General features: G+C 66.9%; 25 protein-coding genes, 2 tRNA genes and 1 pseudogene. 16 read left to right on the forward strand and 12 right to left on the reverse strand.

Going from position 1 to position 25,797, the window contains the following annotated elements:
• The first annotated feature begins 207 nt into the window (after positions 1-207).
• From NX784_RS11875 to NX784_RS11895, 5 genes are read left to right on the forward strand one after another with little or no spacing between them, the layout of a single operon-like run.
• Positions 208-1,503, forward strand: a complete 1,296-nt coding sequence (locus NX784_RS11875) for an MFS transporter (protein ID WP_258816870.1) — start codon at positions 208-210, stop codon at positions 1,501-1,503.
• Positions 1,504-1,539: 36 nt separating this feature from the next.
• Complete coding sequence (gene nirB, locus NX784_RS11880) at positions 1,540-4,077, forward strand: nitrite reductase large subunit NirB (RefSeq protein WP_258816871.1); 2,538 nt, start codon at positions 1,540-1,542, stop codon at positions 4,075-4,077.
• A gap of 27 nt (positions 4,078-4,104) precedes the next feature.
• Positions 4,105-4,452, forward strand: a complete 348-nt coding sequence (gene nirD, locus NX784_RS11885) for a nitrite reductase small subunit NirD (protein WP_258816872.1) — start codon at positions 4,105-4,107, stop codon at positions 4,450-4,452.
• Complete coding sequence (locus tag NX784_RS11890; RefSeq protein WP_258816873.1) at positions 4,453-5,703, forward strand: NAD(P)/FAD-dependent oxidoreductase; 1,251 nt, start codon at positions 4,453-4,455, stop codon at positions 5,701-5,703. It abuts the gene before it with no gap.
• 13 nt (positions 5,704-5,716) lie between these two features.
• Positions 5,717-8,428 (forward strand): nitrate reductase, encoded by a 2,712-nt coding sequence (locus tag NX784_RS11895; protein WP_258816874.1) that lies wholly within the window; start codon positions 5,717-5,719, stop codon positions 8,426-8,428.
• Positions 8,429-8,624: 196 nt separating this feature from the next.
• Here the strand turns inward: NX784_RS11895 and NX784_RS11900 are convergent, their stop codons facing one another.
• Positions 8,625-9,554 carry a LysR family transcriptional regulator gene (locus NX784_RS11900; protein WP_258816875.1) on the reverse strand — a complete coding sequence of 310 codons (930 nt, stop codon included), beginning with the start codon at positions 9,552-9,554 and terminating at the stop codon, positions 8,625-8,627.
• 119 nt (positions 9,555-9,673) lie between these two features.
• On the opposite strand from NX784_RS11900, the gene NX784_RS11905 reads away from it, so the two are divergent.
• On the forward strand, positions 9,674-10,888 hold the full coding sequence (locus NX784_RS11905; RefSeq protein WP_258816876.1) for an MFS transporter: 1,215 nt from the start codon (positions 9,674-9,676) through the stop codon (positions 10,886-10,888).
• 78 nt (positions 10,889-10,966) lie between these two features.
• Here the strand turns inward: NX784_RS11905 and aroQ are convergent, their stop codons facing one another.
• The 5 genes and pseudogenes from aroQ to ispB all read right to left on the reverse strand — a co-directional run bounded on the left by aroQ (position 10,967) and on the right by ispB (position 13,549).
• On the reverse strand, positions 10,967-11,425 hold the full coding sequence (gene aroQ, locus NX784_RS11910) for a gamma subclass chorismate mutase AroQ (RefSeq protein ID WP_258817003.1): 459 nt from the start codon (positions 11,423-11,425) through the stop codon (positions 10,967-10,969).
• 12 nt (positions 11,426-11,437) lie between these two features.
• A pseudogene (locus NX784_RS11915) lies at positions 11,438-12,229 on the reverse strand (transporter substrate-binding domain-containing protein); the annotation flags it as partial.
• Positions 12,230-12,319: 90 nt separating this feature from the next.
• Positions 12,320-12,396, reverse strand: a tRNA-Pro gene (locus NX784_RS11920).
• 34 nt (positions 12,397-12,430) lie between these two features.
• Positions 12,431-12,507 (reverse strand) — tRNA-Pro (locus NX784_RS11925).
• Between the two features lie 52 nt (positions 12,508-12,559).
• A complete protein-coding gene (gene ispB / locus NX784_RS11930) occupies positions 12,560-13,549 on the reverse strand; it encodes an octaprenyl diphosphate synthase (protein ID WP_258816877.1) in 990 nt (329 codons plus the stop codon).
• A gap of 241 nt (positions 13,550-13,790) precedes the next feature.
• Here ispB and rplU point away from each other — a divergent pair, with 241 nt between their 5' ends.
• From rplU to proB, 5 genes are all read left to right on the forward strand, one after another.
• Positions 13,791-14,102 carry a 50S ribosomal protein L21 gene (rplU, locus tag NX784_RS11935; protein WP_036230184.1) on the forward strand — a complete coding sequence of 104 codons (312 nt, stop codon included), beginning with the start codon at positions 13,791-13,793 and terminating at the stop codon, positions 14,100-14,102.
• 41 nt (positions 14,103-14,143) lie between these two features.
• A complete protein-coding gene (rpmA, locus tag NX784_RS11940) occupies positions 14,144-14,416 on the forward strand; it encodes a 50S ribosomal protein L27 (RefSeq protein ID WP_166860862.1) in 273 nt (90 codons plus the stop codon).
• Between the two features lie 206 nt (positions 14,417-14,622).
• Positions 14,623-15,735: an Obg family GTPase CgtA gene (gene cgtA, locus NX784_RS11945; RefSeq protein ID WP_258816879.1), complete on the forward strand. Its 1,113-nt coding sequence runs from the start codon at positions 14,623-14,625 to the stop codon at positions 15,733-15,735.
• A gap of 3 nt (positions 15,736-15,738) precedes the next feature.
• The gene (locus tag NX784_RS11950) at positions 15,739-16,179 is read left to right on the forward strand and encodes a hypothetical protein (protein WP_258816881.1); all 441 of its coding nucleotides are present in this window, start codon (positions 15,739-15,741) and stop codon (positions 16,177-16,179) included.
• Positions 16,176-17,294 carry a glutamate 5-kinase gene (gene proB, locus NX784_RS11955; protein WP_258816882.1) on the forward strand — a complete coding sequence of 373 codons (1,119 nt, stop codon included), beginning with the start codon at positions 16,176-16,178 and terminating at the stop codon, positions 17,292-17,294. Before NX784_RS11950 ends, proB begins: the two co-directional genes overlap by 4 nt.
• 50 nt (positions 17,295-17,344) lie before the next feature.
• Here proB and NX784_RS11960 read toward each other — a convergent pair whose 3' ends face one another.
• The 3 genes from NX784_RS11960 to NX784_RS11970 form a co-directional block, all read right to left on the reverse strand.
• A complete protein-coding gene (locus NX784_RS11960) occupies positions 17,345-17,872 on the reverse strand; it encodes a hypothetical protein (protein WP_258816883.1) in 528 nt (175 codons plus the stop codon).
• Between the two features lie 81 nt (positions 17,873-17,953).
• Entirely contained in the window at positions 17,954-18,595 is a 642-nt protein-coding gene (locus tag NX784_RS11965) for a LysE family translocator (RefSeq protein ID WP_258816884.1), read from the reverse strand.
• 11 nt (positions 18,596-18,606) lie between these two features.
• Positions 18,607-19,014 (reverse strand): VOC family protein, encoded by a 408-nt coding sequence (locus tag NX784_RS11970; protein WP_258816885.1) that lies wholly within the window; start codon positions 19,012-19,014, stop codon positions 18,607-18,609.
• Positions 19,015-19,213: 199 nt separating this feature from the next.
• Between NX784_RS11970 and NX784_RS11975 the strand changes: the two genes are divergently transcribed.
• Genes NX784_RS11975 through NX784_RS11985 form a run of 3 tightly spaced genes read left to right on the forward strand, consistent with a single transcriptional unit; the run spans position 19,214 to position 21,766 of the window.
• Positions 19,214-19,915: a MotA/TolQ/ExbB proton channel family protein gene (locus NX784_RS11975; protein ID WP_258816886.1), complete on the forward strand. Its 702-nt coding sequence runs from the start codon at positions 19,214-19,216 to the stop codon at positions 19,913-19,915.
• A complete protein-coding gene (locus NX784_RS11980; protein WP_258816887.1) occupies positions 19,905-20,324 on the forward strand; it encodes an ExbD/TolR family protein in 420 nt (139 codons plus the stop codon). The genes NX784_RS11975 and NX784_RS11980 overlap by 11 nt, the downstream gene beginning before the upstream one ends.
• A 2-nt stretch (positions 20,325-20,326) precedes the next feature.
• Entirely contained in the window at positions 20,327-21,766 is a 1,440-nt protein-coding gene (locus NX784_RS11985; protein ID WP_258816888.1) for a hypothetical protein, read from the forward strand.
• Between the two features lie 6 nt (positions 21,767-21,772).
• On the opposite strand, the gene nth is transcribed toward NX784_RS11985, so the two are convergent.
• Together nth and rsxB are read right to left on the reverse strand one after the other, a co-directional pair.
• Positions 21,773-22,420, reverse strand: coding sequence for an endonuclease III (gene nth / locus NX784_RS11990; protein WP_258816889.1), 648 nt, complete (start codon positions 22,418-22,420; stop codon positions 21,773-21,775).
• Positions 22,421-22,427: 7 nt separating this feature from the next.
• The gene (gene rsxB / locus NX784_RS11995) at positions 22,428-23,114 is read right to left on the reverse strand and encodes an electron transport complex subunit RsxB (protein ID WP_258816890.1); all 687 of its coding nucleotides are present in this window, start codon (positions 23,112-23,114) and stop codon (positions 22,428-22,430) included.
• Between the two features lie 242 nt (positions 23,115-23,356).
• Between rsxB and NX784_RS12000 the strand changes: the two genes are divergently transcribed.
• Together NX784_RS12000 and NX784_RS12005 are read left to right on the forward strand one after the other, a co-directional pair.
• On the forward strand, positions 23,357-23,773 hold the full coding sequence (locus tag NX784_RS12000) for a VOC family protein (protein WP_258816891.1): 417 nt from the start codon (positions 23,357-23,359) through the stop codon (positions 23,771-23,773).
• Positions 23,774-23,816: 43 nt separating this feature from the next.
• The gene (locus NX784_RS12005; RefSeq protein WP_258816892.1) at positions 23,817-24,221 is read left to right on the forward strand and encodes a YfeK family protein; all 405 of its coding nucleotides are present in this window, start codon (positions 23,817-23,819) and stop codon (positions 24,219-24,221) included.
• A 108-nt stretch (positions 24,222-24,329) separates the two neighbouring features.
• Here NX784_RS12005 and NX784_RS12010 read toward each other — a convergent pair whose 3' ends face one another.
• Positions 24,330-25,565: a polyhydroxyalkanoate depolymerase gene (locus NX784_RS12010; protein WP_258816893.1), complete on the reverse strand. Its 1,236-nt coding sequence runs from the start codon at positions 25,563-25,565 to the stop codon at positions 24,330-24,332.
• Positions 25,566-25,797: the final 232 nt, after the last annotated feature.

Here is a 25,797-nt window from a genome sequence, read left to right on the forward strand (position 1 = left end):
AAATACGCTCCTCCGAGGGAAACCCATCTGGCACGGGTCTTGCACATAGGGAGGTAAGGGGTCAAAGGCGACCTCCCATCACAGCGCTGTCCCAACGGAGGGGCGGCAACAGGACAACGGCGTCCGCTGCACCGCACACGCGATTCCCATCTTCGCGCCAGCGGTACGCAGCGGGCGCCTTTTCGTTTTTAAGAAGGGAAGAAAAACATGGCCGGCAAAGCAAACAGCATCAAGCTATTCTCCTTTGATACGCCCCAGATGCGCGCGTTCCACCTGACCTGGGTGGCCTTCTTCGTCTGCTTTTTCGCCTGGTTTGCCTGCGCACCGCTGATGCCGGTGATTAAAGGCCAATTCCACCTGTCCGTCGGCCAGATCGCCGACATCAACATCGCCGCCGTCGCCATCACGATCATCGTGCGCCTGATCGTCGGCCCGCTGTGCGACCGCTTCGGCCCGCGCAAGACCTACACCGGCCTGCTGGCGCTGGGCGCGATCCCCGTGCTGGGCGTCGCGATGTCGCAGAGTTATGAAAGCTTCCTGCTGTTCCGCCTCGGCATCGGTGCCGTCGGCGCCAGCTTCGTGATCACGCAGTACCACACCTCGGTGATGTTCGGCCCGAAGGTCGTCGGCACCGCGAACGCGGCGTCGGCCGGCTGGGGCAACAGCGGCGGCGGCGTCGCGCAGGCCACGATGCCGCTGCTGATGGGCGCCGTGATCATGCTGGGCGTGAGCGAAACGATGGGCTGGCGCGTCGCGCTGCTGGTGCCGGGCGTGCTGATGCTGATCATGGCCGTCGTCTACTACAAATTCACGCAGGACTGCCCGGAAGGTAACTTCACGGAACTGCGCGCCGCCGGCATCCCGTTCGAATCGGGCGGCAAGGGCGGCTGGGCGAGCTTCTTCGAAGCCTGCCGCAACTACCGCGCCTGGCTGCTGTTCGTCACGTACGGCGCGTGCTTCGGCATCGAACTGTTCATCCACAACGTCGCGGCCACCTATTACGTCGACCACTTCGGCCTGTCGCTGAAAGCAGCAGGCATGGCCGCCGGCAGCTTCGGCCTGCTCGCCCTGTTCGCCCGTGCCCTCGGCGGCTGGCTGTCGGACCGCGCCGCCGCCCGCGGCGACCTGAATTCCCGCGTGAACCTGCTGTTCATCCTGATGATCGGCGAGGGCCTGGGCCTGCTGTGGTTCTCGCAGACCAGCAACGTGACCATGGCCATCATCGCCATGCTGGCGTTCGGCCTGTGCACCCACATGGCGTGCGGCTCGACCTATGCGCTGGTGCCGTTCGTCAGCCGCAAGGCGCTGGGCGGCGTGGCCGGCATCGTCGGCGCGGGCGGCAACGTCGGCGCCGTGCTGGCCGGCTTCCTGATGAAGGGCACCGGTGACGTGCGCCAGACCTTACTGATCCTCGGCGGCGCCGTCCTCGTCTCGGCGCTGTGCGCGATCGGTGTGCGCTTCTCGCTCACCGTCCCCGAAACGCCGGCACCCGCAGCCGCCTGAACCACATACACGTCGCAGCAAGCAAGGAGTCGCAACATGAAACTGATCGTCATCGGCCACGGCATGGTGGGCCACAAATTCCTCGAAACCCTGTTCGCGGAAGCCGCGCAGTCGGCGCACTTCCACGTCACCGTGCTGTGCGAGGAACCGCGTCCGGCCTATGACCGCGTGCACTTGTCCTCGTACTTCTCGGGCACGACGGCCGACCAGTTGTCGCTCGTCGCTCCAGGCTTCTTCGAGAAGCATGCGGGCCAGATCGACCTGAAGCTGAACGCGCAGGCCGTGGCGGTCGATCGTGCTGCGAAGACTGTCACCTTGGCCGACGGCGCCGTGCTGGCCTACGACAAGCTCGTGTTCGCGACCGGTTCGTACCCGTTCGTGCCGCCCGTCCCGGGCAAGGAACGCAACGACATCTTCGTCTACCGCACCATCGAAGACCTGGAAAAGATGACGGAATGCGGCGCCCGCTCGAAGTCCGGCGTCGTCGTGGGCGGCGGCCTGCTGGGCCTCGAATGCGCCAAGGCGCTGCGCGACATGAGCCTCGACACGCACGTCGTCGAATTCGCACCGCGCCTGATGGCCGTGCAGGTCGACGACCTGGGCGGCCGCGTGCTGCGCAACAAGATCGAGGCGCTGGGCGTTTCGGTGCACACGCAGAAGAACACGCTGCGCATCGTGGACGGCGAGTCGGCCACGCACCGTATGGAATTCGCGGACGGCAGCTTCCTCGAGACGGACATGATCGTGTTCTCGGCCGGCATCCGCCCGCGCGACGAACTGGCGAAAGCTGCCGGCCTGGAACTGGGTCCGCGCGGCGGCGTCGCCATCGACGCCTCTTGCCTCGCGTCCGACCCGCACGTCTACGCTATCGGCGAGTGCGCATCGTGGGGCGGCCAGACGTTCGGCCTCGTCGCGCCGGGCTATGAAATGGCCCGCATCGTCGCGCGCGCGCTGATCGGACAGGAAGCCGAGTTCGCCGGCGCCGACATGAGCACGAAGCTGAAGCTGATGGGCGTGGACGTCGCGTCGATCGGCGACGCCCACGGCAACACGCCGGGCGCGCGCAGCTTCCAGTTCACGGACGAGCGCAAGCAGGTCTACAAGAAGATCGTCGTGTCCGACGACGGCAAGAAGCTGCTGGGCGCCGTGCTGATCGGCGACGCCGCCGAATACGGCAGCCTGCTGCAGATGATGCTCAACGATATGGAGCTGCCGGAGTCGCCGGAATTCCTGATCCTGCCGCAGGCCGAAGGCGGTGCCCGTCCCGCACTGGGCGTGGAGGCCCTGCCGGCATCGGCGCAGGTCTGCTCCTGCAACGCCGTCAGCAAGGGCGTGATCGCCGACGCCGTCGCGGGTGGCGCCTGCGACATCGGCGCGATCAAGTCGTGCACGAACGCGGGCACGTCGTGCGGCGGCTGCGTTCCGCTCGTCACGCAGATCATGAAGTCCGAGATGGCGAAGGCCGGCATGGCCGTCAACAACCACCTGTGCGAACACTTCCCGTACTCGCGCCAGGAAATCCATCACCTCGTGCGCGTGGGCGGCATCAAGACCTTCGGTGAGCTGCTGCACAAGCACGGCAAGGGCCTGGGCTGCGACATCTGCAAGCCGGTTGCGGCAAGCGTCCTCGCGTCGACGTGGAACGACTTCGTGCTGAAGCCCGAGCACGCGAGCCTGCAGGATTCGAACGACTACTTCCTCGGCAACATCCAGAAGGACGGCACCTATTCCGTCGTGCCCCGGATGCCGGGCGGTGAAGTCACGCCGGAAGGCCTGATCGCCGTGGGCCAGGTCGCCAAGAAATACGGCCTGTACACGAAGATCACGGGCGGCCAGCGCGTCGACCTGTTCGGTGCCCGCGTGGACCAGCTGCCGGCGATCTGGGAAGAGCTGATCGCGGCCGGCTTCGAGTCGGGCCATGCGTACGGCAAGTCGCTGCGCACGGTGAAATCGTGCGTGGGCTCCACGTGGTGCCGCTACGGCGTGGGCGATTCCGTCGGCTTCGCCATCGCGCTGGAAAACCGCTACAAGGGCCTGCGCGCGCCGCACAAGATCAAGTTCGGCGTGTCGGGCTGCACCCGCGAATGCGCCGAGGCGCAGGGCAAGGACGTGGGCCTGATCGCGACGGAGAAGGGTTGGAACCTGTACGTGTGCGGCAACGGCGGCATGAAGCCCCGTCACGCGGAACTGATCGCGTCGGACCTCGACGAAGCGACCGTGGTGAAACTGGTCGACCGCTTCCTCATGTTCTACGTGCGCACGGCCGACCGCCTGCAGCGCACGAGCACGTGGCGCGAGAACCTCGAAGGCGGCCTGGATTACCTGAAGCAGGTCGTCGTCGACGACAAGCTGGGCATCGCCGCCGAACTGGAAGCGGACATGCAGCGCGTCGTCGACACGTATGCCGACGAGTGGAAGAACGCCGTCGAAGACCCGGCCGTGCGCCAGCGCTTCCGCAGCTTCGTCAACAGCGAGAACACGGACGAGAACGTCGTGTTCATGCCGGAGCGCGGCCAGATCCGTCCGGCCACCGTGGAAGAACGCCGCCGCACCATCCCGATTGCCGTCGCCTGATTTATTGACCCGAACAAGGAGAACACCATGCATCGCGATATCCAACTGAATCAGTGGAATGCCGTCTGCTCGCTCGACCAGATCGTCCCGGACACGGGCGTCGCCGCCTTGCTGAACGGACGCCAGGTGGCCGTGTTCCGCGTGGGCGCCGCGGAGCCGCGCCTGTTCGCCATCGATAACTACGATCCGAACTCGGAAGCGGCCGTCCTGTCGCGCGGCATCGTCGGCAGCATCGGCGAGCGCGTCGTCGTCGCGTCGCCGATCTACAAGCAGCACTTCGACCTGCAGACGGGCGAATGCCTGGAAGCGCCGCATCACTCGGTGTCCAGCTACCCCGTGCGCGTCGAGGATGGCAAGGTCTGGGTGGGGGCGTAAATGAAAACGCCACATGCGCATGAAAAACATCCGCGGCTGGTCGTCATCGGCAACGGCATGGCGGGCATGCGCACGGTCGAAGAGCTGCTGAAGCTCGCGCCCGACATGTACCGCATCACCGTGTTCGGCGCCGAGCCGCACGGGAATTACAACCGCATCCTGCTGTCGCCCGTGCTCGCCGGCGAAAAGACCGTCGACGACATCATGCTCAACACGCGCGAGTGGTACGACGCCAACGGCATCACCTTGCACGCGGGCGACCCCGTCGTGCGCATCGACCGCAAGAAGCGCGTCGTGCACGCCGCGTCGGGCCTCGCCGTGCCGTACGACCGCCTCCTGATCGCCACCGGCTCGAAGCCGTTCATCGTGCCGGTGCCGGGCCACCAGCTGCCGGGCGTGATCGGCTTTCGCGACATCAGCGACGTCGACACGATGCTCGCGGCCGCGCGCGCGGGCGGGAAGGCCGTCGTCATCGGCGGCGGCCTGCTCGGCCTGGAAGCCGCGAACGGCCTGCTGCGTCGCGGGATGGAAGTCGCCGTCGTGCACGTGATGGGCAGCCTGATGAACCAGCAGCTGGATCCGCCCGCCGCGGAACTGCTGCGCGCGAGCCTCGAGCAGCGCGGCCTGCGCATCCTGCTGAACCGCCAGACCGTCGCCATCGAAGGCACCGACCGCGTCACGTCCGTGCGCTTCGAAGATGGCGAGTCCGTGGACGCCGACCTCGTCGTGATGGCGGCCGGCGTGCGTCCGAACGTCGAGCTGGCGAAGGCCGCCGGCCTGCACTGCGAGCGCGCCATCGTTGTCGACGATACGTTGCAGACCTACGACCCGCGCGTGTACGCCGTCGGCGAATGCGTGCAGCACCGCCGCGCCACGTTCGGCCTCGTCGCGCCGATCTGGGACCAGGCGCGCGTCGCCGCCGCCCACCTCGCGGGCTCGGGCCATCGCCGCTACGTGCAGCAGGCCACGGCGACGAAGCTGAAGGTGACGGGCGTCGACCTGTACTCGGCCGGCGACATCGTCGGCGGCGAGGGCAGCGAAGACCTCGTGCTGCGCGACCGCCGCAGCGGCATTTATAAACGCCTCGTCGTCGCGGGCAACCGCCTGACGGGCGCCGTGCTGTACGGGGACGTCGCGGACGGCCCGTGGTATTTCGACCTGATTCAACAGCGGACGGACATCTCGTCCATCCGCGACCAGTTGCTGTTCGGCCGCGCGCATTCGGATGACGTCGCAGCGCAGGCGGCCTGACGAGGAGTTTCACATGGAGTTGTCCGCGCAGTTTCCCATTGCTTCCACCGTCCGTACCACGTGCCCGTATTGCGGCGTCGGCTGCGGCGTCAATGCCAAGGTCGGGCAGGACGGCGTCATCGCCATTGCCGGCGACACGGCGCACCCGGCCAGCCAGGGCCGCCTGTGCGTCAAGGGTTCCGCGCTCGGCGAAACGCTCGGCAACCACGGCCGGTTGCTGGCACCGATGCTGCGAGAAGAAGGCTCTCTGCGCCCCGCGACCTGGGACGAAGCGCTGGACAAGGTCGCGCAAGGCTTCGCGCGCGTCATCGCCGAGCACGGGCCGGACGCCGTCGCGCTGTACGTCTCCGGCCAGCTGCTGACCGAGGACTACTACGTCGCCAACAAGTTCATGAAGGGCTATGTCGGCAGCGCGAACATCGACACCAATTCCCGGCTGTGCATGTCGTCCGCCGTGGCCGGCCACAAGCGCGCGTTCGGCGAGGACGTGGTGCCGGGCAGCTACGAGGACTTCGAGCTGGCCGACCTCGTCGTGCTCGTCGGCTCGAACGCCGCCTGGTGCCACCCCACGCTGTACCAGCGCATCGCGCGCGCGAAGCAGGACCGCCCGGAGATGAAGGTCGTCGTGATCGACCCGCGCCGCACCGCCACGTGCGACATCGCCGACCTGCACCTGCCCGTCAAGCCGGGCACGGACGTGTGGCTGTTCGACGGCCTGCTGGCCCACCTGGCCGAACACGCGACCGACGACGGCTTCATCGACGCCCACACGACGGGTCTGGCGGATGCGCTGGACGCGGCCGGCAAGGCGGGTTCGCTGGCCGACGTGGCCAAGGCCTGCCGCCTCGATCCGCGCGACCTGGAGCGCTTCTACGCGCTGTTCGCGCAGACGGAAAAAGTCGTGACGGCGTTCACGATGGGCGTGAACCAGTCGACCGCCGGCGCGGACAAGGTCAATGCCATCATCAACTGCCACCTGATCACGGGCCGCATCGGCCGCCCCGGCATGGGACCGTTTTCGCTGACGGGCCAGCCGAACGCGATGGGCGGCCGTGAAGTGGGCGGCCTCGCGAACATGCTGGCCGCGCACATGGACCTCGACGATGCGGCGCAGCGCGCGGCATTGCAGGCATTCTGGGGCTCGCCGCACGTAGCAAGCAAGCCGGGCCTGAAGGCCGTCGACCTGTTCCGCGCCATCGAGGACGGCAAGATCAAAGCCGTGTGGATCATGGCGACGAACCCGCTCGTGAGCCTGCCCGACGCCGACCAGGCCAGGCGCGCGCTGGAAAAATGCGAGCTGGTCGTCGCATCCGACATCGTCCTCGGCACCGACACGAACGAGGCCGCGCACGTGCTGCTGCCCGCGCTCGGCTGGGGCGAGAAGGACGGTACCGTCACCAATTCCGAGCGCTGCATCTCGCGCCAGCGCGCGTTCCTGTCCGCGCCGGGCAGCGCGCGCGCTGACTGGGACATCATGTGCGACGTCGCGCACCGCATGGGTTTCGAAGGCTTCGAGTTCAAGGGCCCGCACGAGATCTTCGACGAGCACGCGCGCCTCTCCGGCTGGAAGAACGGCACCGAAGGCCAGCGCCGCCGCGTGTTCGACATCACGGGCCTCGCCGGCATGACGCGTGCCGATTACGACGCGCTCGACCCCGTCCAGTGGCCCGTGCGGACGCCGGGAGAGCGCACGGAGCGGCTGTTCGGCGACGGCCACTTTGCCCATGGCGACGGCCGCGCGCGCTTCGTGCCCACGGTGCCGCGCGCACCCGCGCACCTGCCGGGCGGCGAGTATCCGCTCGTCCTGAACACGGGCCGCGTGCGCGACCAGTGGCACACGATGACGCGCACCGGACGTTCGCAGAAACTGGCCGAGCACATCCCGGAACCGTATATCGACATGCACCCGCAGGATGCGCTGCTCTGCGGCGTGAAGGCGGGCGAGCTGGCGCGCGTGACGAGCGACTGGGGCGCCGTCGTGGCGCGCGTGCAGCACGGCGGCGGCATCGCGCGCGGCAGCGTGTTCATGCCGATCCACTGGAGCGGCCAGACAGCGTCGGACGCGCGCGTGGGCACCGTCGTCAACCCGGCCGTCGACCCCGTGTCGGGCGAGCCGGAATTCAAGCACACGCCCGTGCGCATCGAACCGTTCGGCGTCACGTGGTACGGCTTCATCCTGTCGCGCACGGAACTGCCGCTGCGCGAGGCTGCCAACTGGACGCGTGTGCAGGGCAAGGATTTCATCCGCTACGAACTGGCGGGCCGCAAGCCGTTCGCCGCCGCGCACGATTGGGCCCGCAAGCTGCTGGACGTGCACGACGACGACGCGGACTGGATCGACGTCGAGGACAAGAACGGTGGCATGTTCCGCGCCGTGCACCTCGTCGACGGCCGCATCGAGGCGTGCCTGTTCGTCGCCCAGCGCGCCGACCTGCCGGCCCGCGCCTGGCTTGCCAGCATGTTCGACAAGGACCAGCTGGAACCGGCCGACCGCATGAGCCTTCTCGCGGGCCGCGCGAAAGAGCCGGGCTTCGACGCGGGGCCGACCGTGTGCTCGTGCTTCGGCGTGGGCCGCAAGACGATCGAGATCGCGATCCGCCGGGACAATCTGTGCGACGCGGCCGCTGTCACGGCGTGCACGAAGGCGGGCGGCAACTGCGGGTCGTGCATTCCCGAGATCCGCTCGCTGCTGGCCGAGGCGCAGGCGCAGGCGGCGGAAGCCTGAAACAACGCCTACACATCTCCGGCGTCTTGACCATTCGTAGGGTGGACGGGTCTCCCGTCCACGCGTTCAATTCCCGCATGCGTTGCGGCGACCTTCCTGATCGTTGAACGCGTGGACAGCGGAGCTGTCCACCCTACGATGTGATGGATACCGTCGGGTGGGCGCGGGTGCCCACGCGTGGCAGTGACGCGGCGGATCAGCGCGCCGGCGGCGCGACGACGCCGAAGGCCTGCGGCACCGCCACGCGCATGATGTCGATGAACCGGCGCAGCCGCGCCGGATAGAAGCGCGCGGGCGGGTAGATCAGCCAGATCGGCAGCGGCGACGCCTGCCATTCCGGCACCAGTTGCACCAGGCGGCCCGCGTCCAGCTCTTCGCGCAGCGCCCAGCGCGAACCGATCGCCGCGCCCACACCCAGCACGACCGCATTGCGCATCGCGTACAGATTGTCCGTGTACAGGCGCGGCTGGATGGGCAGCCGCACCGTCGCCCCGCGCGCCGCATGGGTCAGCGCGACCTCGTCCCGATAGAAATGGCTGACGGCGATCCACGGCAGCCGCGCCAGCTCGTCCGGATGGGCGGGCAGGGCGCCGCCGTCCAGCAGCGCGGGCGAGCCGACGACGATGCGCGGCACGTCGCCCAGCCGGATCGCCACGACGGACGGATCGGGAATGTCGCCCACGCGGATCGCGCAATCGATGCCCTCGCCGATGAAGTCGGGCGTGCGGTCATGCAGGGTCCAGTCCACCGTCATGCGCGGATAGCGCGCCAGGTATTCCGCCAGCGGCGCCACCAGCTGCTGCTGCCCGAACGCGTGCGGCGCCACGACGCGCAGCATGCCCACCGGCTCGTCCACGGCGCCGCGGATCTCGCTCTCGAATTCCTGCCACCCCGCGATGAGTTCCTTCGCGCGGGCGTAGCAGCGCATGCCGTCGTCCGTCAGCTTCATCGCGTGCGTCGACCGCTGCAGCAGCCGCACGCCCAGCGATTTCTCCAGCGCCTTCAGGCGGCGGCTGATCGTGGGCTGCGTCGTCGCCAGCGCCCGCGCCGCGGCGGACAGGCTGCCGGCATCGACGATACGCACGAACGTCTCGACCAGCATCATACGGTCGGCAGATGGATTCATGGATGAAAAGTCTGTGTTCATACGCGTATCGTATAACAGTTTGACGCCGGCTGCTGCTACCCGGCCGTGGCGTGCCTCCGCATAATGCGATGCAACAACTCACCACTCAGGAGCTCACCATGAACATCGCAACCACGACGGCGACCGTCATCCCGATCCGGCCCCGGCTGACCTCGCCGCTGATCTTCCTGCTGGCCGCCAGCACGGGCCTGTCGGTCGCCGCGCTGTACTACAGCCAGCCCATCCTGGGCACCCTCGCGGGCGACCTGCACGCCAGCAACCGGGCGGTCGGCTGGATCCCGACCTTGACGCAGTTCGGCTACGCCCTCGGCCTGCTGTTCCTCGCGCCGCTGGGCGACCGCTTCGACCGCCGCACGATCATCGTCGTGAAGTCGCTGCTGCTGGCCGTCGCGCTGGTCGCGATCGCCGCCGCGCCGAGCCTGACCGTGCTGCTCGCCGGCAGTCTCGCCGTCGGCCTGCTCGCGACCGTCGCGCAAGACATCGTCCCCGCTGCCGCCACCTTGGCGCCGCCCGAACATCGGGGCCGAATCGTCGGCACCGTCATGACGGGGCTGCTGCTGGGCATCCTGCTGGCGCGCGTCGTGGGTGGCCTCGTGGCCGAAGCGCTGGGCTGGCGTGCCGTGTTCGGCGGCGCGGCCGTCGTCGCCGCGTTCATGACGGCGATCCTCGCCCGCGGCCTGCCGGGCTTCAAGCCGACGAGCACCGTCGGCTATCCCGCGCTGCTGGCATCGCTCGCCGCGCTGTGGAAGGAGCACCGGGCACTGCGTCTCGCCGCGCTGGCCCAGGGCCTGCTGGCCGTCGGCTTCTCCGCGTTCTGGTCCACGTTGGCCGTGATGCTGCACGGCGCCCCGTTCCATCTGGGCTCTGCTGCCGCCGGTTCGTTCGGCCTGGCCGGTGCCGTCGGCGCGCTGGCCGCGCCGTTCGCCGGCCGCCTGGCCGACCGTCGCGGTCCGCAATGGGTGACCCGCCTCGGCGCCACGTTGAGTGTCGCGTCGTTTGCCGTCATGTTCGCGCTGCCGTCGCTGTCGCCGCAGGCGCAACTCGTGCTGCTGGCGCTGGCCACCGTCGGCTTCGACCTGGGCGTGCAGGCGAGCCTGATCGCGCACCAGACCATCGTCTACGGCATCGCCCCGGAAGCCCGCAGCCGCCTGAACGCGATCCTGATGACGACCATGTTCGTGGGCATGGCGACGGGCGGCGCGCTGGGTGCCCAGGCGCTGGCCGCGTGGGGCTGGAATGGCGTCGTCGCGCTGGCTGTCGTGTCGAGTCTTGCGGCGCTGGCGGTGCGGATGCGGGCGGCGGCCGGTAAGTAATCAGATTGGAGAATCGACCAGCGCCAGGCCACGGCAACGCGGCCTGGCGCTGGGCCGTCAGCGCAGCATCGCCGTGGGTTACTTCGGAGGCAGGAAGGGCGCCAGTGCCTGGTCGGCCGCGGCCGGGTCGAGGGCGCGCGCCTGCAGCGCATGCATGGCGACGGCGACGTCGGCCTTGCGGCTGGCGTCGTGCAGTACGGCCTCGTTGTCGGCCATGGAGCGAAGCAGTTCGGTGGTCAGGCGGTCCAGCTGCGGACGGATGGTCTTGGCGAGGTCGGGCGCGTCGTCGAAGCGACCGATGCCTTCCGCTTCCCAGCGCCGGTACAGCGCGCGCTGCACGGTCTTGGAGGCTTCGATCTGCGCGCGGAACACGGTGCGCACCCAGGCCTCCGGCAGGCCCAGCGTGGTCCCCTGGCGCACCGCCGCGGCGATCACTTGTTCTTCGCGCGGCAGGTCTTCGATGGCGGCCTTCGCATTCCACTTGGCGCGCGCCACGTGCTGCGCGAGCAGCAGGCGTTGGTCGATCGCCTGGCGCAATGGCTCCAGTCCCCAAGGGAACGCCAGCCACCGATCGAGGCGGATTTGCATGCCGCCGCCGTCCAGGCGTTGCTGCAGCCAGTGGTCGACATACGTCTTCAGCGCCGGGTCGCGCGGCAGCAGGATGGCCTTGTCCACCGCGTCGAACGGCGCCTCCGGATGCACGGCACACAGTTGCGGATGCAGGCGCTGTTGCAGACGGGTTTCGATGGCGTCGGTGACCATCAGGTCGGCCGCGCCGTCGACCACCTGGCCGAAGATGGTCACGTTGTCCGGGTACACGGTCAGCTGCGCGTGCGGCGCGCGGGCGCGCGCGAAGCGTTCGTTGGTACCACCTGGATTGACGATCAGCCGCACGTCCGGCCGGTCGATCTGCGCCAGCGTCTGGAAGCGGCCGACGTTTGCGCAGCGCGTGATCGGCGTCTTGCCGTCGTGGAGGTAGGGCACCGAAAAGAGCGCCTGCTTTTGCCGCTCGGCCGTCACCGACACACCGCTCAGGGCTAGGTCGAACTTGTCCGCATCCAGGTCGGCCATCAGCGTCGACCAGCTGGTCGGCACCAGTTGCAGCCGCACGCCGAGCGAGCGCGCCAGCTCGCCCGCCAGCTCCACGTCCATGCCGACGAATCCGCCATCTGCCGACCGGTAGCCGAACGGCTTGTAGTCGCCGGTACCGCCCACGCGCAGCACGCCGCGCGCGGCGATGTCGTCGAGCCGGTTCGCGTGCGCCGGCGCCAGTGCGGTTGCCAGCAGGCCGACAAGGATGGCTGGCTGCAGCCGAAGTCTGCAAAAGGTCGTTGCGCGCATGGGTTCCTTCGTCCGTCGGTAGCGGGCGGAGCGTAGGGGACGAGACGGTGCCTGTCAAGCAGACCGGCAACAGCAGGGGGGAAAGGGGAGTGGTCGGGGTGAGAGGATTCGAACCTCCGGCCTCTACGTCCCGAACGTAGCGCTCTACCGGGCTAAGCTACACCCCGACTGGTATGGGTACTTCTGAGGGAGAAAAACAGATGGTCGGGGTGAGAGGATTCGAACCTCCGGCCTCTACGTCCCGAACGTAGCGCTCTACCGGGCTAAGCTACACCCCGACTGTTTGAGACTTCGTCACCGAAATCTCGGGAAGGCATTACTATAGTTGTCTCAATGGTTTCTGTCAACAGCGAAGGCGCATAGCTGCAGCAGGCTGGCCTTGTATTCGCTGTCCGGCAAGTCGGCGATCGAGGCTGCCGCGCGGCGTGCCGCGGTCTCCGCTTCGCGGCGCGTATAGTCCAGCGCGCCGCTGTTCGTGACGGCCGCCAGCACGGCGTCGAAATGGGTTTCGTCGCCCTGTTCGATGCAGCTGCGGATCAGTTCGCGCTGTTCCGGCGTGCCGTTTTCCATCACATAAATCAGCGGCAACGTGGGCTTGCCTTCGCGCAGGTCGTCGCCCACGTTCTTGCCGATCTCGGCGGCGTCGCCCGCGTAGTCGAGCACGTCGTCGATGAGCTGGAACGCCGTGCCCAGCGAGCGGCCGTATTCGCCGGCCGCGTCGATCTGCGCGTCGTTCGCGCCGGCGACGAGGGCGCCCAGCTGCGCGGCGGCCTCGAACAGCTTCGCCGTCTTGGAGCGGATCACGCGCAGGTAGCTGTCCTGCGTGACGTCCGGATCGTGCATGTTCAGCAACTGCAGCACTTCGCCTTCCGCGATGACCGTGGTGGCGCGCGACAGGATCTGCATGATCCGCATGTTGTCCAGGCTCGTCATCATCTCGAACGAGCGCGAATACAGGTAGTCGCCGACGAGCACGGAGGCCGCGTTGCCGAACATGGCGTTCGCGGTCTGGCGGCCGCGGCGCATCGACGATTCGTCGACGACGTCGTCGTGCAGCAGGGTGGCCGTGTGGATGAATTCGACGACGGCCGCCAGCTCGTGGTGGCCCGTGCCCTTGTAGCCGTAGGCGTTCGCCAGCAGCAGCACCAGCACGGGACGGATCCGCTTGCCGCCGGCGCTGATGATGTACTCGGCGATCTGGTTCACCAGCGCGACTTCGGACTGCAACCGTGCCCGGATCACCGTGTTGACGGCCTCCATGTCGGCTGCGATCGTGCGGGTGATGGGGTTCTGTTGTGCGTTTTGGGTAGCGGCGGACAAGGCGGACCTGCTGACGTTGGATGCGGATAGGTTTTGTTGAGTCGCGATTATACGACATGCAATGAAATCCCGCCCTTTTTCCCAGTGGCGCCAGAGGCCAGCCGGCAAGGCCCGCCGCGCCATCACAACCGTTTTGACGCTGCGCACCATTCCATGTATAATCCTCTGTTCCCCGAATCCCCGGCTGTTCACCTCGCCTGGATCAGGGAATATTTCTTAACAATCAATGAGGTTTCAAATCATGTACGCGGTCATAAAAACCGGTGGCAAGCAATATAAAGTTGTCGCTGGCGAAAAACTCAAAGTAGAACAGATACCGGCAGACATTGGTTCCGAACTCACTATCGATCAGGTTCTCGCCGTCGGCGAGGGCGAGAGCATCAAATTTGGTGCTCCGCTGGTGGAAGGTGCTTCGGTTCGCGTGACTGTTGTGTCGCATGGTCGTCACGACAAAGTGCGCATTTTCAAGATGCGTCGTCGTAAGCACTACCAGAAGCGTCAGGGCCATCGCCAGAACTACACCGAAATCCAAGTGGTTGCGATCAACGGCTAATCGCCGCGCGTCCCTTCTTCAGTCATCAAGGAGCATTTGAAATGGCACACAAAAAAGGCGGCGGCACTACGCGAAACGGCCGTGACTCAGAAAGCAAACGCCTCGGCGTGAAAGTCTACGGCGGCCAGTCGATCAACGCAGGCGGCATCATCATGCGCCAGCGCGGCACCACGATCCGTCCTGGTACCAACGTCGGCCTCGGCAAAGACCACACCCTGTTCGCCCTGGTGAACGGCACGGTCAAGTTCGTCAAGCAAGGCGTCGGTTCCAAGCAGTACGTGACCGTCATCGCTGCAGAAGCGGCAGCTGCCTAAATCAGGCGGCGGCGGGATCGCGCCAAGGCGAGGTCCCGCGCAGTAAGGCGTCAAGCCTTGCAATCGATAGGCTCTGCCCTCCGGTAGGGCCTTTTTAATTTTCGGCGTTGTCACCGTTAAGCGCGGATCGTTCCGCGGCCTTCGTCTATCATGATGCCTGGCCCGCGTTTAACAGTGACACAGCCCTACGTTTTGGTGGTCCCATCATGAAGTTTATCGACGAAGCACGCATCGAAGTCATCGCCGGCGACGGCGGCAACGGCTGCGCCTCGTTCCGGCGCGAGAAATTCCGCCCGTTCGGCGGCCCGGACGGCGGCGACGGCGGCCGCGGCGGCTCGATCTACGCAGTCGCCGACCGCAACATCAACACGCTGGTCGACTTCCGCTTCTCCAAGGTGCACACGGCGCGCAACGGCGAACCTGGCCGCGGCTCCGACTGCTACGGCAAGGGCGCGGAAGACGTCTACCTGCGCATGCCGGTCGGCACCCTGATCGTCGACGACGTGAATGGCGAGATCATCGCCGACCTCACGGAGCACGACCAGGTCGAGCTGCTGGCCAAGGGCGGCGAGGGCGGCTGGGGCAACATCCACTTCAAGACGTCCACCAACCGCGCGCCGCGCCAGAAGACGGACGGCAAAGACGGCGAGCGCCGCGAACTGCGCCTCGAACTGAAGGTGCTGGCCGACGTGGGCCTGCTGGGCATGCCGAATGCCGGCAAGTCGACGTTCATCACCGCGGTGTCGAACGCGCGTCCGAAGATCGCGGACTATCCGTTCACCACTTTGCACCCGAACCTGGGCGTCGTGCGCGTGTCGCATGCGAAGAGCTTCGTCATCGCCGACATTCCCGGCCTGATCGAAGGCGCGGCCGAAGGCGCCGGCCTCGGTCACCAGTTCCTGCGCCACCTGAGCCGCACGGGCCTGTTGCTGCACATCGTCGACGTCGCGCCGATGGACGGCAAGACGGACCCCGTCAAGGAAGCCAAGGCGCTCGTGAAGGAGCTCGAGAAGTACGACGAGGAGCTCGTCAACAAGCCGCGCTGGCTCGTGCTGAACAAGCTCGACGTCGTGCCGGAAGACGAGCGCAAGAAGGTCGTCAAGGACTTCATCAAGCGCATGGCCTGGAAAGGCCCCTTCTTCGAGATCTCGGCGCTGAACCGCGAGGGCTGCGAAGACCTCGTGCACGCGATCTACAAGTATCTCGAAGAGACGCGCCACTCCGAGCAGCGTTCGGAAGAGACGCAGATGACCGAGGAAGCGCGCGGCATCTCGTCGATCGATCCGGACGATCCCCGCTTCAAGATCCTCGAAGATTAAGCGTTGGCAGTCTCCTTCGCCCACATCGCCAACGCGGCCGTGCGCGCGCGCCTGCGCAGCCGGCTGCTGTCGGTGGCCGCCACCGCGCAGTCGCTGGCCGCGCTCGCGGCGCTGCTGAATCCCGACCGCGTGGCGGATGCGATGGGACTGTTCCTCGTGGGCGTGAACGGCTACAGCCAGTTCTACGCCCTGTACGTCGGAGTGCGCCTCGCCACCGCGGGGCTGGCTCTGCTGGCAGCCAGGGAGGGCGACCAGCCCATCCTCGGCGACCTCGCCGCATTGTCCATCCTGGCGCAGCCGCTCGGCCGCTTTGTCGCGGCCTTCGCGATCGGCCTGCCCCAGGGCTTATTGTTCGTCGTCAGCGGGATCGAGCTGGCGGTCGGCCTGGCGCTGATCGGCCTGCGCCCGCGAGGACGCTTCCTGTCTATCCGACCGTCGCCATGAACTCCGTCCTCCAGTCATCCAGCCGCATCATCGTCAAGGTCGGCTCCTCGCTCGTCACCAACGAAGGCCGCGGCCTCGATCATGAAGCCATCGCGCGCTGGGCCGCGCAGATCTCGTCGCTCCGTTCGCTCGGCAAGGAAGTCGTGCTCGTGTCGTCTGGCGCCATCGCCGAAGGCATGCTGCGCCTGGGCTTCACGGCGCGCCCGACCGACATCCACGAACTGCAGGCCTGCGCCGCATGCGGCCAGATGGGCCTCGCGCAGATCTACGAAACGAGCTTCCGCAGCCACGGCGTCAAAACGGCGCAGGTGCTGCTCACGCACGCCGACCTCGCCGACCGCGAACGCTACCTGAACGCGCGCTCCACGCTCACCACCTTGCTGCGCCTCGGCGTCGTCCCGATCATCAACGAGAACGACACCGTCGTCACGGACGAGATCAAGTTCGGCGACAACGACACCCTGGGCGCTCTGGTCGCGAACCTGATCGAGGCGGACGCCCTCGTCATCCTGACGGACCAGAAGGGCCTGTACTCGGCCGATCCGCGCAAGGACCCGGCCGCGCGCCTGATCGAAGAGGCGCAGGCCGGCGACACGTCGCTGGAAGCGATGGCCGGCGGCGCCGGCAGCAGCATCGGCCGCGGCGGCATGCTGACGAAGGTATTGGCCGCGAAGCGCGCCGCGCGCTCCGGCGCCCACACGGTGATCGCGTGGGGCCGCGAAGACAACGTCCTCACGCGCCTCGCGCACGGCGAAGCGATCGGCACGCAGCTGACGGCACCGACCGCGCGCCTGACGGCACGCCGCCAGTGGATGGTCGACCACCTGCACACCGTCGGGCAGCTCGTGCTGGATGCCGGCGCCGTGCAGAAGCTGGCGAAGGAAGGCAAGTCGCTGCTGCCGATCGGCGTCACCGCGGTGCGCGGCGAATTCGGACGCGGCGCCCTCGTGGGCTGCGTGGACGAAGCGGGCCACGAGATCGCGCGCGGCCTCACCAACTACACGAGCGGCGAAGTCAAACGCATCATGCGCCATGCATCCAGCGAGATCGAAGGCATCCTCGGCTACGTCGAGGCGCCCGAGCTCGTGCATCGGGATAATCTCGTCCTGCTCTGATCCCCGCCGAGCCACGCGCATCGGTCAATGCGCGGTTGGTCACCCGGCGCTCAGTCGGCTTGCAGCAGGCCCGGGTCGGCGACGACGACTTTTTCCGTGTCGGGACGGACGATGATGCGCAGCGCGGCAACCTCGCGCGCGCCCGCCTCGAACCGCTGCGCCATCTTCACGAACTCGCAGCCGGCCGGCGCGCCCGCCGGGGCGCCGGTCCAGGCAGCGGTCCACGCGCCCCCGGCGTCGCGGGTTTCCACTTTCTCGAGGTTCTGCGCAGCTTTCGCGTTCAGCGCGATGCGGAAGGCACCGGTCCGCACGGGTGTCTTGAACGTGAAGACATACGTGTAGGGCTGACCCGGCTCGCCTGCGCCATTGCGCGAATCGATCCATTGGCCCGCCGTGCCGCCAGCATCGCCGACCGTGCACTGGGGCGGCAGCGCCGCGAGCCTGGCTTGTATGGCTTGTGCTTCCTGGCGTGCCTTCGCGAGCGTCTCGTTGGTGTCGGTCGCCGGCTTGCGGCCGCAGGCCGCCAGCGCGATCAGGAGGACGGGGAGCGCGGTGGCGCGGGGAATGGCACGGGGCATGGCATCTCGCTGTGATGGTCGGGCGGCCGTGACTGTAGCACGCCCCAGGCCGCGATAAATACGCGGATTGTCACCCCGGCGTCAGCGCGCCTGGCTCGCGATCAGCATGCGCACGCCCGCGTACGCGAACACGCCCGCCAGCACGGCGTTCACCCAGCGCTCGGCTGCGCGATAGGCACGGCGCGCGGCGGCCGTCGAAAAGGCCAGCGCGTAGCAGCAGAAGATCGTCGCGCTCAGCGACGCGCACGAGACGACGAACGCCAGCGCATCTTCCTGGCGCGCGCCCGCCGGCAGGGCCAACGACACCACCGACAGCCAGACGACGATTGCCTTCGGATTCGTCAGGTGCATGGCCACGCCGCGCGCGCACGTGCGTGCGTAGCCTTCCGCGACGGGCGCCGCCGCCTCCAGGCGCGCCGCGCCGCGCATCCTGCGCGCAGCACCCCAGGCCATCCACAATAGGTACAAGCCGCCGATCGCCTTGACGATGGCGAGCGCGCCGGACCAGCGTTCCATCAGCGCGGCGAGGCCGAACGCGGCGCACAGGCCCCAGCACAGCGAGCCGCAGACGACGCCGGACGCGAGGGCCAGCGCCCGCGCGCGGCCCTGCGCCATCGCCGTGCCCATGACGGCGAGCACGCTGGGGCCGGGGCTCGCGACACCGATCGCGAACGCGGTGTAACCGAGGAGCGCATGGGCGCCGGTGAGGTGGGGCAGGAGCATGGCCAGATCCTTCAGGCTTGGTTGTCGGAGGACGCATCGTGGCACACCACGCACAGCTTGTTGCCGTCCGGGTCGCGCAGATACGCGCCGTAATAGTTCGCGTGGTAGTCGGGGCGCAGCGCGGGCGGTCCCTCGTCGCTGCCGCCGTGCGCGAGCGCGAGCGCGTGGGCGGCATCGACGGTCGCCCGGTCGGGCGCCAGGAAGGCCGTCATCTGGCCGTTGCCCGGTACATGGGGCGCGCCGTCGTACGGGGCGCCGATCAGGAACAGCGGACGCGCCTGGCCAGGCACCTGCCAGCCAGCCCATGGACGTGACCGGTCGCAGAAGCGCTGTTCCATGCCGAGTGCCGCCATCAGCGGTTCGTAGAACGCGAGTGCCCTGTCGAAATCGGCAGTGCCGACAAATACGTGGGAATACATCGTTGCCGCCTCCGCGCGTTAGGTGTTGTCAGAAATTTTATAACGTCTGGCAATTTCATGTGGGCAACCCTCGTCTGGCATTATGAATTTCCATTTAATGGTAAAAATTATGCTCAGAAATGGAAGAAAGTATCGCAATATTGCGATCATCCTGTGTTAGATTGGCGGGCACTGCCACGATTTCCACGAGAGGAAGACGATGCCCCGACTGCCGCGCCTTGGTCTGTTTTGCCTGTCTCTGTTCACGTTGCCGGCCCACGCGCAGGACCTGAACATCGGTTCGGAACTGGTCCATGGCGGCGTGGCCATCTTCCTGATCGGCGCGCTGTCCGTGCTGTCAGTGGCCGTGACGCTCGAGCGGCTCGTGAATTTCCGGCTGCGGAAGGTGGCACCGCCCGACCTGGCCGAGGAGGCGGAAAACCTGTGGCGCACCGGGCGCTTCGACCAGTTGCGCGCACGCGTGGGAGACGGCGACAGCAGCCTCGCGCGCATCCTCGGCTGGATGGTCGAGCAGCGCCATCTGCCGCCCGAGAAGCTGGCCGCGCGCGTCGCCGAGATGGCGGGCGTCGAATTGCGCCTGCAGCAGCACAAGGCGTATGCGCTGAACGTCGTCGCGACCGTCGCGCCCATCGTCGGCCTGCTGGGCACCGTCGTCGGCATGATCGAATCGTTCCACGTGATCGCCTTCAACGGCATGGGCGATCCGACCCTGCTCGCGGGCGGCATCTCGAAAGCCCTCGTCAACACGGCGGCCGGCCTGTCGGTGGCGCTGCCGTCGCTGGCCATGCACCACGTCTTCCGCAATCGCATGGTCGGCATCGGGATCGCGCTGGAGCGCCAGTTGAACCGCGTGCTGGACGGCATGCCGGCGCGCACCTTGGAGGTCGTCCATGCGCATTGATCTCGGCGACGACGAGCAGCCCGAGATCGGCCTGATCGCCCTGATCGACTGCATCTTCTTCCTGCTGATGTACTTCATGGTGGCGACGTCGTTCCGGCACCCGGACGGCGAGAAGCCGGAAAAGGACATGACCATCGTGCTGCCGACGTCGCAGGTCACCCTCGACCGCGCCGCCGCGAGCCCGGCGCCGCTCGTCATCGGCGTCGACGCGGGCGGTGCGTTGTACGTCGACCGCAAGGCCGTGTCGACGCAGGCCTTGCACGACCTCCTGAAGCGTGAAGCGGCGCGCGATCCGGCGCGTCCGGTGCGCATCGACGGCGACCAGTCCACGCGCTACCAGGACATCGTGCACGTGCTCGAGCTGTGCCAGTTCGAGGGTCTCACGCACGTGTCGATGCACACGCGCTGAAGATGGTCCTCGACGACGCCCCGGCTCCCCGCACGGCGCTGCTCGAGCACGTGCGGCGGCATCCGTTCCTGCTGTTGTCGTTCGTGCTGCATGCGGTGCCGCTCGCCGTGCTGGTCCACCTGGGCAGCCGGCACATCGAACACCTCCGTATCGAGCGGCAGCAACGGCAGGTCGAAGTGGGCGCGCGTCTGACGGCACAGGCCCGCCTCGACAAGCGCGTGCACGATATGGAGCGGATCAAGTCGCTGCTCGAACAAAGCGCGGCCGCGCGTCCTGCTCCGAGCAAGGACGACGAGGTGCAATTCAGCGCGCAGCCCAAGGCGCCGGACGAGTTGCTGAAACAGGCGAAGGAATTGTCGCGCAAGATCGATGAACTCGAGCGCGACGCGAAGGCCGAACGGCTGGCGCAACTGCTCGGCATCCCGAAGGACAAGGCGCTGGAACAGATCGCGAAGGCGCCCGCACCCGACGAGCCGCCCGCGCCCGAGCCGAAGGATGCGGCCGACGCGGCGGCCCAGATCGAGAAGCTCGAAGCGAAGGCACGCGCCGCGCTGGAACAGCGTCGCCAGCAACTGGAACAGCAGCAGAACGGCGTGCAGGTCGCGGCGGACGCGTCGGCCGGAGCGCAGCGCGATGCCGGCAAAGGCAAAGGCAACGCCAACACCAACGCCAATGCCAATGCCAATGCGAATGCGAATGGCCGCGGCAAGATTGGAAAAGGCATCGGGGACGGGACGACCAGTGGCGCGGGCACCGTCATGCTGGACCGGATCGCCGCATTCAAGAACCCCGACCTGCCGGACCGCGTGACGAAGGCATACGCCGGCGACGGCTTGCGTCCCTTCCTGGACGATGGCGTCGGCCACGTTCCCGAGGTCGACGCGGCCACCATGGTCAAGGGCGCGGGCCGCATCATCGGCCCCGGCGGCACGTACGCGAACCGCGTCTGGGTCAACCGCTGGTATGTGATCGGGCCGTTCGACGGCCGCCACGGCGAGGGCGTGTTTGCCAACTACCGCCATCCGCCCGAGCAGGGCGTGGTGCTGGACGCCGCCTACCGCGGCAAGGGCGGGCGCGTCGTCACATGGGATTACGTCGACATGGCACGCTATCCGTTGATGCCGCCCGTGCACGCGGAAGACGCCGTGTACTACGGCTATACGGAGTTGATGATCGACGCGGACCAGGACCTGACGATCTGGGTCGGCGCCGACGACGATGCACAGCTGTGGCTCAACGACAGGCTGGCCTGGGCAGGCGGGAACGTCCACAAGGACTGGTTCTTCGGCCAGGTCTACGAGACGCGGAATACCTTCGTGCGCGACTACAACCTGAGCGAGGGCAAGCGCAGGGTGCACTTCAGGAAGGGCCGCAACAAGCTGTTCTTCAAGCTGTCGAACGGGCCGACGCGGATCTTCTTTTCGCTGGTCCTGACGAAGTGACGGGCGTCACGCGTCGGCCGGCGCCGGGGTCTTGTCCTTGTACTCGCACAGGTCGTTGATGATGCAGTTCCAGCACTTGGGCTTGCGCGACACGCACGTGTAGCGACCGTGCAGGATCAGCCAGTGGTGGGCGTCGTGCAGGAATTCCTTCGGCACGAATTTCAGCAGCTTCATCTCCACCTCGTCGACGTTCTTGCCGGGGGCGATCTTCGTGCGGTTCGCCACGCGGAAGATGTGCGTGTCGACGGCCATCGTCGGTTCGCCGAACGCCGTGTTCAGCACGACGTTCGCCGTCTTGCGGCCCACGCCGGGCAGCGCTTCCAGCGCCTCGCGCGAACGGGGCACGTCGCCGCCGTACTGGTTGACGAGGATCTCGCACGTGGCGATGACGTTCTTGGCCTTGTTGTTGTACAGGCCGATCGTCGAGATGTACGTCTTGAGTTCGTCGAGGCCCAGGTCGAGGATCGCCTGCGGCGTGTTCGCCACCGGGTACAGCTTGCGCGTGGCCTTGTTGACGCCCACGTCCGTCGACTGCGCGGACAGCAGCACGGCGATCAGCAGTTCGAACGGCGTCGTGTATTCGAGTTCGGTGGTCGGATGTGGATTGGCGTCGCGGAAGCGCGTGAAGATGGCGAGGCGTTTGGCGGGATTCATCGATGCGTCAGTCTTTCTTGTCCGAGGCGGCTTTCTGTTTCGCGCGTTCGATGGCGGCCGCGATGATGGCCCGCTTGCGTTCTTTTTCCGCCAGCTCTTCCGCCGTATTCGTCTGTTCCGCCGTCACGGCGCGCATCTTTTCGACGGCCTTGGCGGCGAGACGCGCGTCGTTCTCTTCCTTTTCGCGGCGCAGGCGCTCCGTGCGGAAATCGTGACGGGCGCGCGCCGCGTCGGCCTGTTCCTGCGACCATGCGGCCCAGCCGGTAGGCTCGTGTGCGGGGTCGTCGGTGCGCGGAATCATCGCGATGCAGTCGACGGGGCAGGGCGCCACGCACAGGTCGCAGCCCGTGCACAGGCTGGGCAGGATCGTGTGCATCTGCTTGGCCGCGCCGAGGATCGCGTCGACGGGGCAGGCCTGGATGCACAACGTGCAGCCGATGCACAGGCTTTCGTCGATGAACGCGACGGGGCGCGGGCGCTCGACGCCGTTGGCCGGATTGATCGGGATGACGGGACGGCCCGTCGCGCGCGCGAGCCGCGCCACGCCTTCCATGCCGCCGGGCGGGCACTGGTTGATCTCGGCCTCGCCGCGCGCGATCGCCTCCGCGTACGGGCGGCAGGCAGGGTAGCCGCATTTGGTGCACTGGGTCTGCGGCAGCAGGTCTTCGATCTGGTCGGCGAGCGTCTTGGTCACGGCGGTGCTGCTTCGAATCTGGATAAACCGTCATTATCCGCTAAAAGCCGGGGCCCGTCGAAATGCCGCACATCTTGAACTGGGCGGACATCTGGTCTAGACTTGACGGGCATTCAACTGAAGAAAGGAGGGCCATCGTGAACACCGCATTCCCGCCGAGCGCACACGAGGCCCGACTGTCGTCATGTTGACCGCATGATGCCGCTCGGTGGGCCAGTCTAGCCATCATCGAGCGAGCAATCATGCAAGCGATACCTACGTTGTACTTCCCGGGCGCGTGCGACCTAGCACTGTCCTTCTACCGCGACGCCATCGGCGCCGACATCCTGTTCCACCATCGCGTCGGCGACATCGTCGACGCTGCCCACGTCAAGCCCGGCACCGCGCACCGCACGTTGCGCGCGGGCCTCGTCATCGGCGGTCTCCGCTTCTACCTGGCCGACGGCCACGGCGTCAGTCCGGGCTTCCAGGGCATCTCGGTAACGTTGTCCTGCGCGTCGGCCGACGAGGCTGAGCGGACGCTGGCCGCGCTGGCCGACGGCGGCACCGTGCTGATCCCGCTGCGCGCGACGGCGTGGGCGGAGGTGTTCGGCACCGTCGTCGACCGCTTCGGCCTGCACTGGACGATCGAGGCCGGCAAGCGGCACGACGCGGCCTGATCGCTTACACTGGGCGGGTGAATAACCTGCCCATTTTGATCCGATGACATCGAAGCTGCTGAACCTTGCCCGCCGCCTGTGCGCAGTGGGCATCCTTGCCGCGCTGGCCGCCGGCCCGTCCGCGTTCGCGGCCGAAGACGCGCGCACGCGCGACGAAGTCGCCCACCTGCTCGACTACCTGGGCCACTCCGGCTGCCAGTTCAACCGTAACGGCACGTGGTACGACGCGCAAAAGGCCCGCGCCCACCTCGAGGAAAAATACGCCTACCTGCAAAAGCGCGACCTCGTGCCGGACACCCAGGCGTTCATCACGCGGGCGGCCACCGCGAGCAGCATGAGCGGCAAGGCCTACGAGGTACGTTGCGGGACGGCCCAGCCGGTGCCGAGCGGCCGCTGGCTCGGCGACGAGTTGCAGCGCTATCGTGCCGCGCACGCCGCGGGCAAGTAAAAAAAGCCGCGTACCCCGCGGGCAAATAAAAAAAAGCCGCGTAAGCCGCGGCCCAATAAAAAATGCCGCGGCACGGGCCGCGGCATCGTCGCGAATCCGCCGGGCGGATCAGGCGTTCTTGCGGATGAACTGGCCGATCATCGGGCAGATGATCTCGCGCCAGCGGCGGCCGGAGAAGATGCCGTAGTGGCCGCACTTCGGCGCCGTGAACTGCTGCTGCTTGTCGGCCGGGATGCTCGAGCACAGGTCGTGCGCGGCATGGGTCTGGCCGGCGCCGGAGATGTCGTCCAGTTCGCCTTCGATGGTGAACAGCGCGACGTCCTTGATGTCCTGCGGACGCACGAGCTGGCCGCCGACTTCCCACGTGCCTTTCGGCAGGCGGGTTTCCTGGAATACCGTTTTAATCGTTTCCAGGTAGTACTCGGCCGGCATGTCGAGGACGGCGTTGTACTCGTCGTAGAACTTGCGGTGCGCTTCCGCCGAATCGTCGTCGCCGCGCACGAGGTGCTGGTAGAACTCGCGGTGGCTCTGGGCGTGACGGCCCGGGTTCATCGCGATGAAGCCGGCGTGCTGCAGGAAGCCCGGGTACACCTTGCGGCCGAAGCCCGGGTAATTGCCCGGCACGGCATAGATCACCGTGTTCTCGAACCACGAGTACGGTTTTTCGACGGCCAGGTCGTTGACCGCGGTCGGCGATTTGCGCGGGTCGATCGGGCCGCCCATCATGACCATCGACTTCGGCAGTTTGGCATCCTTGTTCGTTGCCATCAGCGAGATCGCGGCCAGCACGGGCACGGTCGGCTGGCACACGGAGATCACGTGCACGTCCGGGCCGAGGTGGCGGATGAAGTCCTGCACGTAATAAATGTAGTCGTCCAGGTGGAACGGGCCGTCCGACAGCGGCACCATGCGCGCGTCGACCCAGTCGGTGATGAAAACGTCCTGGTCCGGCAGCAGCGCGCGGACGGTGTCGCGCAACAAGGTCGCATGGTGGCCCGACAGCGGGGCGACGACGAGCACCGTCGGCTGCTTGAGGGCGGCGAAGTCGCCGTCGCTCATGTCTTTCTTGAAATGCATCAGCTTGCAGAACGGCTTGCTGACGACAGCGCGTTCCATGATGCCGACCGTCTTCCCGTCGATGATGGTCGAAGTCAGGCCGAAAGCAGGTTTCTCATAGTCCTTGCCGAGGCGGTACATCAACTCGTAGCCGGCAGCGATACGCTGCGAGAACGGGGTGTGCGCGAACGGCGAGACTGGATTCGAAAACAGTTTGGCAGAGGCATCGGCCCACTGCATCAGCGGGTTCAGGAAGGAGCGTTGCATCTCGTGCAGTTGGTAAAGCATAATTATTTCCTTCATGACTCTGTGCGCAATTGCAAACGTTTGCGCTACGTGTTCGGTCAATTATAGGCTCATTCTGCTTGGCTTGGGGCAACTAAGATTTGAGTCACAATTGTTCATTTACTGCATTGCACAACTTGTATCACAGTTGTCCGAGGCTGGTTCGTTAAGTGCAGTACATAAGAAAAATGCCCCGCATCGGCGGGGCATTTTCGTCGTACAACCGTTACGGAAC

This window comes from Massilia pinisoli (assembly GCF_024753285.1).
In the GTDB taxonomy this organism is placed as follows: domain Bacteria; phylum Pseudomonadota; class Gammaproteobacteria; order Burkholderiales; family Burkholderiaceae_D; genus Telluria; species Telluria pinisoli.